The 11,497-nt window shown below is 38.4% G+C and carries 8 protein-coding genes and 1 pseudogene; 4 read left to right on the top strand and 5 right to left on the bottom strand.

Annotated elements, in window-relative coordinates; translation table 11 throughout:
• Window positions 1-1,827 (bottom strand): annotated as a pseudogene (locus tag ACP6PL_RS19385) (hypothetical protein); the annotation flags it as partial.
• 36 nt (window positions 1,828-1,863) lie between these two features.
• Here ACP6PL_RS19385 and ACP6PL_RS19380 point away from each other — a divergent pair.
• The gene (locus ACP6PL_RS19380; protein WP_426546915.1) at window positions 1,864-2,022 is read left to right on the top strand and encodes a hypothetical protein; all 159 of its coding nucleotides are present in this window, start codon (window positions 1,864-1,866) and stop codon (window positions 2,020-2,022) included.
• A gap of 226 nt (window positions 2,023-2,248) precedes the next feature.
• Here the strand turns inward: ACP6PL_RS19380 and ACP6PL_RS19375 are convergent, their stop codons facing one another.
• From ACP6PL_RS19375 to ACP6PL_RS19365, 3 genes are all read right to left on the bottom strand, one after another.
• Complete coding sequence (locus ACP6PL_RS19375) at window positions 2,249-3,082, bottom strand: DUF1822 family protein (protein WP_426546914.1); 834 nt, start codon at window positions 3,080-3,082, stop codon at window positions 2,249-2,251.
• A gap of 115 nt (window positions 3,083-3,197) precedes the next feature.
• Window positions 3,198-3,950, bottom strand: a complete 753-nt coding sequence (locus ACP6PL_RS19370) for a hypothetical protein (RefSeq protein WP_426546913.1) — start codon at window positions 3,948-3,950, stop codon at window positions 3,198-3,200.
• Window positions 3,951-4,387: 437 nt separating this feature from the next.
• Window positions 4,388-4,834: a hypothetical protein gene (locus ACP6PL_RS19365; protein ID WP_426546912.1), complete on the bottom strand. Its 447-nt coding sequence runs from the start codon at window positions 4,832-4,834 to the stop codon at window positions 4,388-4,390.
• 446 nt (window positions 4,835-5,280) lie between these two features.
• Here ACP6PL_RS19365 and ACP6PL_RS19360 point away from each other — a divergent pair, with 446 nt between their 5' ends.
• Window positions 5,281-6,465 carry an NHL repeat-containing protein gene (locus tag ACP6PL_RS19360; RefSeq protein WP_426546911.1) on the top strand — a complete coding sequence of 395 codons (1,185 nt, stop codon included), beginning with the start codon at window positions 5,281-5,283 and terminating at the stop codon, window positions 6,463-6,465.
• Between the two features lie 513 nt (window positions 6,466-6,978).
• Window positions 6,979-8,169, top strand: coding sequence for a GNAT family N-acetyltransferase (locus tag ACP6PL_RS19355; protein WP_426546910.1), 1,191 nt, complete (start codon window positions 6,979-6,981; stop codon window positions 8,167-8,169).
• Between the two features lie 32 nt (window positions 8,170-8,201).
• Here the strand turns inward: ACP6PL_RS19355 and ACP6PL_RS19350 are convergent, their stop codons facing one another.
• Window positions 8,202-9,086, bottom strand: coding sequence for a class I SAM-dependent methyltransferase (locus ACP6PL_RS19350; RefSeq protein ID WP_426546909.1), 885 nt, complete (start codon window positions 9,084-9,086; stop codon window positions 8,202-8,204).
• 599 nt (window positions 9,087-9,685) lie between these two features.
• On the opposite strand from ACP6PL_RS19350, the gene ACP6PL_RS19345 reads away from it, so the two are divergent.
• The gene (locus ACP6PL_RS19345; RefSeq protein ID WP_426546908.1) at window positions 9,686-10,990 is read left to right on the top strand and encodes a homoserine dehydrogenase; all 1,305 of its coding nucleotides are present in this window, start codon (window positions 9,686-9,688) and stop codon (window positions 10,988-10,990) included.
• The last annotated feature ends 507 nt before the right edge of the window (window positions 10,991-11,497 follow it).

Here is an 11,497-nt window from a genome sequence, read left to right as displayed (position 1 = left end):
TGCCCAATCTTGGGGATAGGAAGAGAAAGTTCTCACTCTCAAAGCAGCTTGGTAGCATTTAATGGCAGATTCTATGTTGTCGGCTTTGTTACCTTTGATTCTCTGGCAGTAGGCTAATCCTAGGTTGTGTTGAGTCATTGCCCAATCTTGGGGATAGGAAGAGAAAGTTCTCACTCTCAAAGCAGCTTGGTAGTATTTAATGGCAGATTCTATGTTTTCGGCTGTGTTACCGACTCTGTTAGGGTAGGCTAATTCTAGGTTGTTTTGAGTCATTGCAAGTGGGGCGTATGAAACTTCACGAGGTCCTACGCTGTAGTAGGCTAATCCTAGGTTGTGTTGAATCATTGCCCAATCTTGAGGATAGGCAGATTCGGTGAATACTATCAAAGCTGGTTTGTAGCATTCAATGGCATATTCTATGTTGTCGGCTTTGTTACCTTCGATTCTCTGACAGTAGGCTAATCCTAGGTTGCTTTTAATCATTGCCCAATCTCGGGGAGAGGCGGGGGGAAAGGGATAAGACGAATCTGCATTTTGGTAGCATTTAATGGCAGATTCTATGTTGTCGGCTTTGTTACCTTTGATTCTGTTTTTGTAGGCTGATCCTAGGCTGTTTTGAGTCATAGCCCGATCTTGGGGATAGTCAGATTCGGTGAATACTCTCAAAGCAGCTTGGTAGTAGGCAATGGCAGTTTCTATATTCTCGGCTTTGTTACCTTTGATTCTCTGACGGTAGGCTATAGCTAGGTTACTTTGAGTCTTGGCCCAATCTTGGGGATAGGCAGATTCGGTGAATACTCTCAAAGCAGCTTGGTAGCAGGCAATGGCAGATTCTATGTTCTCGGCTTTGTTACCTTTGATTCTCTGACGGTAGGCTATAGCTAGGTTGCTTTGAGTCTTGGCCCAATCTTGGGGATAGTCAGATTTGGTGAATACTCTCAAAGCACCTTGGTAGTAAGCAATGGCAGATTCTATGTTCTCGGCTTTGTTACCTTTGATTCTGTTTTTGTAGGCTAATCCTAGATTGTTTTGAGTCATAGCCCAATCTTGGGGATAGGCAGATTCGGTGAATACTCTCAAAGTAGCTTGGCCGCAGGTAATGGCAGTTTCTATATTCTCGGCTTTATTGCCTTTGATTCTCTGACGGTAGGCTAATTCTAGGTTGTATTGAGTCATGGCCCAATCTTTGGTGTTTTCTTCATGGTGACTGAGGGTGAATAGATATCCAGCGATCGCTATTTCTATTTGTGCTTTTCTGTTTCCCCTAGGAAACTCCCAAATATGAAAACTCAGGTTTGCGATTAATGCAACAGTATTATCCGTAGTTTCAGGAGAGTTGTTGCTAATGAGGTTGGATGCGTATTGTGGGAGGATGTGGGCGAGGTTTTCATTGAGGAGGTATCGGTTATTGTTTAGGATGTGGTAGACGATGCTTTTGTTTGCTTTACCGTTGTAAATTTCTAATTCTGCTTGTAGTAGTTGTTGCAGTAGGATGGTGTAAGAAATAGGATTTTGCGATTGATTTAACCATTGCGTTAATTCTTGAGCCATATTCATTAGCCGTTCGCTGTCAACTTCTAGCAGAAATAGAACTTCGGCACATTTCTGCATTACGGCGATTAATCCTTCATCTATGAGGTGTTCATGGTTTTGGGGAATGTTTAGCTCTTCCCCTGCCAGAAATCTGGCATATTGCTGTATTACAGCGATTAATCCTTCATCTATGAGGTGTTCATGGTTTTGGAGAATGTCTATCTCTTCACCTTCGGGACATTCTAGGAGTTCGTGAATTAGTTCTGTGTATTCTGTTAGACGTTGTTCGTTCATGTTATTTTTGTTTAATCTGAATAATTTGATTCTCTCTTGCTGCAATTAAAATCTCTATATAGAGGCGATCGCTTACTGGAAAATTTGCTTGCTGGATTAGACGATCAATTATTAGCAGTGGGAGCATCTTGCTCCCGCCCATTATTTTTGACAATTAAAGCGATCGCCTGTGAGAGATTGCTTCGGGGGTGTTAACTGTGTCATACCAGAGTTGATATCAAATATTCCCCCCTCGCAATGACAATTGTGGGTATTCTTCCTAAGTGCATCAGGGATAGGCAGTGGGAGCATCTTGCTCCCATCTATAATTCTCCCCTTACTCCCGTCCACAATTCTCAAACCTCTCCTCCAACCCCTCTCCTACAAGGAGAGGGGAGAAAGATATTCCCCCCCTTCCCTTGCAGGGAAGGGGGTCGGGGGGTTAGGTCTCTTCCTCGTGCCAAATCTCTGCCAGTTTACCCAAAAGTTTTTTAGCCAACTTTTGAGTAGTGCGCGACACCGACTTAATTTCTGCCACAGGTTCCCCTACCTCATCTCTGGTAGAAATAGCCATTCCTTCTTCCATAACTTTACCGACGGCGGGCAAATCACCCGCCAATACCTTTCCCCCTTTACCGCGCCAGTTACCCCCATCATCAGGAGATTGACGATAAATTGCCTCCAATGCTGCTGCCATTAAACCCAAAGATTTTTCCTGGGTTTCCGCCTCCACAACATTCCGAAATTCCACAGCTAAGGGATCATCACTAAGCAAAAAATCCCTACCCGCTTCTAACTGCATTAAATAATCCAATAAATTTTCAGCAGGTTGTAACATTTCCAGAGAAACATAACCATCAGATTCAGTTAAATCGCTCAAACAAATAAATCCTAAAATATCCCCAAAATCCAAAGATTCATCAAAACCAACAGCCACATAAACCAGTCTATTTTCTCTGACAAATTCAGGAATTAAAAAACTTATTTCTCCTGGTAAAACCCGACGAAATTCTATTACTCCCAAATCGGGAATAATTACATCTGCGACATCCTCAGCCATCCGCCAAAGAGGATTAAAACAGTCAGCATTTTCTAAGTTTGTATCAAAATCTAAGCCATCGAGAAAATCTCGCCCGATATATACTGCCAGAGTATTTAGATAAACTTCTTTTGCCCGTTGTTGAGAAAGTTGTTGTTTTGCAAATTGTTCAGCTATAGCATAACTTTCTGGAGATAACGGAACTCTAAAAATCAATGATTCGGTGATGTTATTCATAGTTGAAGTTAATAATTATAGATTGACAATTCATTCAAAAAAGGTATAGATAGGGACGTTTCATGGAACTACAGACTGGAATATTAACCAGGATTTATGACTAACTTATTCAATATTATTTTCGGGAATAACTTGAATTATTTTCTGCAATAATTTGCTCTATACATTTGAGGCATTTATTCTTCCAATTTCGATTAACAGTAGATTGATTAACACCTATTTTATTAGCAATTTCTGTTTCTGTATAACCTCGACATTTCAGCAGTAAAAATTCCCAGCAGTCAACTTTTTTAGTACAGTTGCGCAACTTATCTATAGAACCACCAAAAATAGGTAAATTATCTATAGTTTCCTGAGAAAGATCGCCTAGATTAAAATTATCTAAATCGTTTAAGTTTTTATGGTCTTTTATCTTCTCACCCACCGTTGAATATTCTTGACCATCAACATCATTTTTCCGTTGGTCTAAACTGACAATAATCTGCCCATCAACTTGACTTTTGCTTTGCCATTGACGATATAAATTGCAAGCTGTATTGTAGTGGGCACGATTAAAGTAACAAATGAAAAGATTACCAAGCTGATCATCAGAAATATTATCTAGTTGATCGAGAGTAATTTGATTTTTCCTACAAAAATTTGTAAGAATTTTGTCAAACTTTAAGAATGTTTCCTGTAGGGAATTATCATAAAATTCATTTGAGTCATCAAAATTAGTCTGAGAAAAACTCTTCTTAACTACTAAACCAATTTTCGGATGTTGCCAGAGCCATGTTGACAACTTATTTCTGGCTCTATTGTGAGTATCAGATTCATCACTAAGGATGTCCTTGAATAACTGACTCAAGTCTTCCGGTTTTCGATTCATTGTGTATTGCTGTTGACTTTTTAATAGTGCTTTTATCATATTACTACTAAAATTTTAGGACAAAAAAGCAAAAATTAGGCCACATCAATTCTCTTGTGTGTCTTTAGTAATTACTTCTATAATTCGATGCCAAAAAATGCAGTTTTGGCAAAATCTCAAATTTCATAGCTCATATTGCAGGGATTTTCCATAGAATGTCCCTACGAGCTTATTGATTGGTCAAATTAAGAGTTAGTAGTAGCGTGTCTAGGCTAAAATTGTGGGTAAAAAAACCTAACCTCCTAACCTCCTTCCCTGCAAGGGAAGGAGGAATATCTCTCTCCCCTCTCCTTGTAGGAGATAGGAGAGAGATAGGTCTTAATTATGCTCAAACTTACCCACAGTTTTGGTCTAGATGTTACAGTAGAATGAGCAAATACTGATTGTTTTATTCACAGTTAACCAGTTAATCTATTTAGATTTGCACACCCTACTTCTGCCTCCACTAAAAAACCATCAAACTTATCACATTCTGAAATTAGAAAATGTACTAAATTCACAAAATAACCTGAATCAATAAAGTTCATATCTACATTGTGCATGATAGAATAAACTACCTTACCCTGATTTTTTTCCACACACCATTCCCCCAGTTTGTATGCAGCATTTTTTGTTAATAAGATGCTAGAAACAATATGTGGAATCTCCTCTAAAGAATCAAATACAGCAGCACTAGGAACAGAAAATTTCAGAATAGAATCATATTTAGTGATATAAAGTCTTTGCTCTATTCCAGAATCCATACTAAATTTAAGAATTGCCTGTCTATCATTTAATTTAGCAATGTCTCCGCCAGCTTTTGCACTATTATTTATAACCAAGTCTTCAAAAGATTGTTTAGTCATTTTTGTTTCACTCCTAATTTATTCGTTCTAGTTACTTAACCATCTAGAGGAAGGCAATTATGCGTTTTCAATAATTTATTTTTGTTGATATGGGACTATAAAAAAGGAAAACTTGTAGTGGACTGACACAGCTAATTTTGTGCAAAATTGTAGGGTGTGTTAGACGGCTTAAATTCAGACTATGAAAAGGATTCAGTAATCCGTCTTGACGCACCCTACTGCACTGTTTGATCTTAAATGTTGCATTAGAAAATGAGGGGATGGGGTGATTATGAGAAAAGCTAATGCACTATTTTAGGTGAAACAATCCACTACTACTAGTTACTGGAGGTTTGGAGTGACAAAAATCATGCGTTTTCAATAATTTATTTTATTGATAAAATAGAATTGGTGTATACTGAAATACTAATCCATCAGAAACCTGAAACTCAAAATCTTAAAATTCCATGAAAGCATCCCCTAAAATCTACCCCCATGAAAACCCAGAAATAAACCTAGATATTCTCAACCCTAACGGTGCAGAAATCATTCTTGGTGCAGTATCCTCCGATTCTTTAGTTGTACCACTCAAACCCAGTACAACAACAATGTTCGGACCCCGTGGCGCTTGCCTCATCTCCGAAACAGGCCCGTTATGGGTAGCTGATACCGGACATCATCGGTTATTGGGATGGCGACAACGCCCTGAAACTGATGGACAACCAGCCGACTGGGTTATCGGACAACCAGACTTTTCTCAAGAGGGACAAAACGCCAATGGTCAAACAACAGCGGCAACCGTTAGCGTTCCCACTGGTATTTGTGCTTATGGGGAAGGGTTGGCGGTGGCAGATGCTTGGAATCATCGGGTGTTAATTTGGAAACAACTACCGGAAGATAATAATGTTCCTGCTGATATCGTTTTAGGTCAAGCAAATTTTTCAGAAAATGAACCCAACCGAGGCAAGTCGGAAACCGCTGCTGATCGAATGCACTGGCCTTATGGTGTTATCTGTCATCAAGGTAAACTTTGGGTAGCAGATACGGGCAACCGTCGGGTGTTGATGTGGGAAAATTTACCAGAGGTTAACGCGCAAGCTGCCGATCTGGTTTTGGGGCAAGCCAACATGAATTGTCGGGATGAAAATGGTGGAGGAGAGGCAACGGCAGCAAGTATGCGTTGGCCTCATGCGATTACTTTTTGGGGCGAACGTTTGGTTGTGACGGATGCTGGCAATAACCGGGTGATGATCTGGGATGGTATCCCCACTGAGAATAATCAACCTTGTTATGTCGTTGTTGGTCAATCTCAATTTGATACAGTACAGTTAAATCAGGGGGTTTATTTTCCTTCTGCTGTTAGTCTGAGTATGCCTTATGGTGTGACTGCGGTTGGTGAATGGTTGATTGTTGCTGATACTGCTAATTCTCGGTTGTTGGGTTGGCGGGATGTTCTGGGAATGGGAACTCCGGCGATAGCATTGAGTGGTCAACCTGATTTTAAAAGTAAAGCTGAAAATGCTTTGAGTTTGCATCCGACTCGGCAAAGTTTGTGTTGGCCTTATGAGATTTCTGTTTGTGGTAACACTGCTATTATTGCTGATTCTGGAAATAATCGGGTCTTGTTATGCTCTTTGAATTTATCCCTATAGCGCTAGGGAATAAGGAATAGGGAATAGGGAATAGGGAATAGGGAACAGCCCACCATCAAAGGGTTTCAGGATTTATAACTGTCCTAACTTTTGCTTTGACTGCTATAACTTTTTGATACTTATAAAGAAACCGGGTTTCTATTAGATATCTCCAGAAAAGAGGGAGTAGGGAGCAGGGAGTAGGGAAAAATAATTAATGATTTATGTGGGATAATTGATTTTATTTTTGATTTTTGGAGATGTCTATTAGATATCTCATTCATACCAACATCTCTCATACAAACTCGGTTTCTGTTCTGTTTTATTATACTGATACTACCAGATTTTATATAAACTAGAGTTTCAAATAATGGCGTTGCTGATTTTAGGTATGAAATTCCTAGATTTATAATGTATAAATCAGACATATTTATTTTAACTTTTGACTTCTGACTTCTGACTTCTGACTTCAGATGTCAACTCAGTAAATAATAGATTAACTTAGATATCTGAATCAGCTTATAAGAATTAAATATGATCCAACAGCGTAAACCTCAATATTCTCTAGCCTGGATTGGTAAAATTGCAGAAGTCCCCAAACCAGAGTGGGATGCTCTGGCCCAACCTTTAAAAACTCCTTTCTTAGAATGGGACTGGCTGCACAATATGGAAAAATCTGGTAGTGTGGGTGGTAGAAGTGGATGGCTACCCCAACATTTAACAGTATGGCGAGACAGACAACTAATAGCAGCAGCACCACTATATATCAAGGGGCACAGTCAAGGTGAATTTGTCTTTGACCATCAATGGGCCGAAGTCGCCTATCGTATAGGTATTGAATATTACCCGAAGTTATTGGGAATGTCACCTTTTACTCCTGCTGAGGGGTATAGATTTTTGATTGCTCCTGGGGAAGATGAGGATGAAATAACGGGTATGATGGTCAGTGAGATTGACCATTTTTGCGATCGCCACAATATTTCTGGATGTCATTTTCTCTATGTCGATCCAGAATGGCATCCCATTATCAAACGTAATGGTTTTACCAATTGGCTCCATCATAGCTACATTTGGCAAAATCATGGTTATCAAACTTTTGACGACTACCTGAAGGTATTTAATGCTAACCAACGTCGTAATATTAAGCGGGAACGTAAAGCAGTAGGAAAAGCTGGTTTACAAATGCAGACTTTCACTGGGGATGAGATACCTAAAGCTCTGTTTTCCAAGATGTACAGTTTTTACGAGAGTACCTGCGATAAGTTTGGTTGGTGGGGTAGTAAATATTTGACGAAGCGATTTTTTGAACAGTTACATCACGACTTTCGCCATCGGGTATTATTTGTCGCAGGTTATAGTGAAGAAGATGATAGGTTGCCAGTAGGAATGTCATTTTGTATTACTAAGGGCGATCGCCTTTATGGACGTTACTGGGGTAGTAATTATGAAATAGACTGTTTACATTTTGATGCTTGTTATTATGCACCGATAGAATGGGCAATTGAGAATGGTGTTAAGACTTTTGACCCTGGTGCTGGAGGAAGACATAAAAAACGTCGTGGTTTTCCTGCTACACCTAACCATAGTATGCACAGATTTTATCATAATCGTTTGTCAAAAATCTTTTTATCTTACATTGGGCAAGTGAATGAAATGGAGCAACTAGAAATGGATAGAATTAATGAAGATTTACCTTTTAGTCAGGGAGTAGGGAGTAGGGATTAGGGAGTAGGGGAGTGGGGAGTAGCAATGAACCTCTAATTGCCGATATTTTGATATTTGTATTTTGAGTCATTTGAATTCCCTTCCTCAATCATTGGTTTGCGACCATATATGTAAAAAGTCGTTATATCATTCCAGATGCCTTGGTCAGTTTGTAACACTTTTAATTCATTTTCAAACTCTAGTTTAGCTTGTTTCAATTGCTCTGTTGAAAGCTCTGATAAAGGGTGAGGGTATTGCCCTGGTGCAGGATGAGAAGTTCCAGACCACATTTTTTGTGCTTTCTCTAAACTAATATAATTACCATCTTGTTCAACTTTAATTTTAATTAACTCATAATTCGCTTTCTCAAGCAGGGATTGACATTTTTCAACTGTTCCAGTTGGTTTACTCATCAAATATGAAATACCATATTTTTCAAGAATATTTTGTGTAATAACTCCACCAACAAAAGCAGTTTCAGCAAAAGCTTGAATTCCTAGAATACCTCCTGGTTTGAGAAATTTACGCCAAAGAAGCAGAGACTTAACTAGATCGGACATCCAAATAAATGCAGATGCACAAAAAATCCGTTCAAAATGATTTGCTGGAAAATCAATATTTTCAGCATCAGCTAGTAAAAATTCTAGATTATTCAGACTGAGAGTTTGAACTTTATTTTGGGCTTGAATAATCATTCCAGGTGCAATATCAATCCCAATTACTTTTCCTGTTTTACCCATTAATTTAGCTGCTGCAATAGCACAATGACCAGTTCCTGTAGCAATATCTAAAATTTTTTGACCGGGATTTACTTGTCCATATTCAACTAAATGATTGGCAATTCTCCAGTGCCAATGACTATTATCATATCCCTCGCTTCTTCTAGTATATAAGTCTGCTATTTCTTGTTTGTAATTATTTAAGTTAAGTTGATTCATTAAAAAATCTCAAATTAATTTTGACAACACATTCAACTATAATATAGCAATCCTAAATTCTTAGAGTCATATCATGTTCGGATAAGGGCTTCAACAATTAATAATTAATAATTAATAATTACCTCTTCTTTTCAAGGAGAGGATTGACTAATCATGAAAATTTTTATTTATTATCCCCTTACAGCGGTTTTCATATGAATAAACCACAATGATACTGACTCATTACTCATTACTCCTTACTCATTACTCCTACAACAGTTTTGTGGTCTACTCAACTGAAAAGCGCTGTAAAAGGGGAGGCTTTAAATCAAAATTTTTTTTACCGAAAAATTTTACCACAAGATTAAATCTATTTAAACCTCTGCCCTACTACTTACTTGTACTACTAACCAAAAAATAAGCTCTCAAGCCTCTGTATTAATAATTGATAACTAATAATTAAAATAACCTACTATTTGAATAATAAATATTTAACTAGAGATAATATTTTTCTAGGAGAAACTATTTTTTTGTTCAACTTATCTGTTAATATTAAATAATATTCAGCTATTATAGCCGAACTTTGCTCAAAAAATTTAATTCAGTAAGGGTTAACAATCGTGGGATTCAAAATCGGTTTGTTGGGATTAGGTACAGTCGGTACAGGGACAGCAAAAATTTTGCTATCCCCACAAGGTCGCCATCCTTTAATTCAGGAACTGGAGATATACCGAGTGGGAGTGCGCGATATATCCAAAACTAGAGATATTAATTTATCTCCAGAGATTTTAACAACAGATTTAGAAGCGATCGCTACTGACCCAGATGTAGACATAATAATAGAACTCATCGGTGGGTTGGAACCAGCAAGGAGTCTGATTCTCAAAGCTATCGAACATGGTAAACATATAGTAACTGCTAACAAAGCTGTAATTTCTCGCTACGGTCCAGAAATTTTTGAGGCAGCTAACAAAAAAGGTGTTTACGTCATGTTAGAAGCAGCAGTGGGTGGGGGTATCCCAGTAATTCAACCTCTCAAAGAATCTCTGGGAGTTAATCGTATTCATTCTGTTATTGGTATCGTCAACGGAACTACTAACTATATCCTTACCAGAATGCAAAAAGAGGGAGCAGACTTTGCAGATGTTCTCGCGGATGCTCAAAAGTTAGGTTACGCAGAAGCAGATCCTACTGCAGATGTGGAAGGGTTGGACGCTAAAGATAAAATCGCTATTCTTGCTTCCCTTGCTTTTAGTGGTCGAATAAAATTAGAAGATATTCACTGCGAAGGCATTCGTCAAGTAACGGCAGCAGATATTGCCTACGCTGATAGACTAGACTTCGTAATTAAATTATTAGCGATCGCCAAGTGTGACCCCAACAGTATTAACTCTACCGCAGACAAACTAGAACTGAGAGTACATCCTACTCTAGTTCCCAAAACTCACCCTCTCGCCAGTATCAACGATGTTTACAATGCCATTCTCATCGAAGGAGAACCCATCGGACAAGTGATGTTTTTTGGTCCTGGTGCCGGTTCTGGTCCAACTGCGAGTGCAGTAGTTTCTGATATTCTGAGTATTGCTGCCATCCTGCAAACTGAAACCGAACCAATTCCTCACCCGTTATTAAGTTGCACCCACCAACACTATTGTGAAACAGCAATGATGACAGAACTTGTCACCAGATTTTATGCCCGTTTCCTCACCAAAGATAATCCTGGTGTCATTGGTAAACTTGGTACTTGTTTCGGTAAGCATGATGTCAGTTTAGAATCTGTGGTACAAACAGGAATACAAGATAAACTTGCAGAAATAGTTGTTGTTACCCATGATGTCAGAGAAGGAAATTTCCTGCAAGCATTGGAGGAAATTCAATCATTAGATGTTATTGATAGTATTCCTAGTGTTTTAAGGGTGTTGTAGAAACAAAAAAAATCAGCTCGCAATTAATAGCAGTGATTTAGTGGCACTTACACCCAAACAACAGCAGAAAATAGGATCAAATATAGACAGGTAAAGTTTTTTATTCAAAAAGGTATAAATTCTTAATGACCAAGAGTTTTGGCTTTGTTGAATGAATGTTGCGATTACCAATCCCTCCTACAGAATATGTGAAGTTAGAACTCTACTTTTTAGCTTTTTGGCTTACTATTTTGTATCATAGGGTTGAAAATCGCACATTGTACAAATAACTCCACCGCTTGATTATTCAATCTTCGTCTTCGTAACTTACCTCCAAATATCACTTTGAGTCTAAACATAGCAGTGCCTCGTCTAGCTTTAAAATGTGGTTCATTAATTGATAATTGATAATGGATAATTGATAATTACCTCTGGTTAAAACCGAGAGGATTGAATATAAGGAAATATTATTTCTTTTCTCTTGGTCGATTGGATATGCCGTTTCGCTACGCGACATGAAACGCGTAG

Source organism: Dapis purpurea BLCC-M126 (assembly GCF_050015975.1).
Classification (GTDB): Bacteria; Cyanobacteriota; Cyanobacteriia; order Cyanobacteriales; family Microcoleaceae; genus Trichodesmium.
This window is presented reverse-complemented; position numbering and strand designations above follow the sequence as displayed.

Coding starts and splice junctions, on each gene's coding strand:
- ACP6PL_RS19375 (WP_426546914.1), bottom strand. CDS start 3,082: ATGAATAACATCACCGAATCATTGATTTTTAGAGTTCCGTTATCTCCA.
- ACP6PL_RS19370 (WP_426546913.1), bottom strand. CDS start 3,950: ATGAATCGAAAACCGGAAGACTTGAGTCAGTTATTCAAGGACATCCTT.
- ACP6PL_RS19365 (WP_426546912.1), bottom strand. CDS start 4,834: ATGACTAAACAATCTTTTGAAGACTTGGTTATAAATAATAGTGCAAAA.
- ACP6PL_RS19360 (WP_426546911.1), top strand. CDS start 5,281: ATGAAAGCATCCCCTAAAATCTACCCCCATGAAAACCCAGAAATAAAC.
- ACP6PL_RS19355 (WP_426546910.1), top strand. CDS start 6,979: ATGATCCAACAGCGTAAACCTCAATATTCTCTAGCCTGGATTGGTAAA.
- ACP6PL_RS19350 (WP_426546909.1), bottom strand. CDS start 9,086: ATGAATCAACTTAACTTAAATAATTACAAACAAGAAATAGCAGACTTA.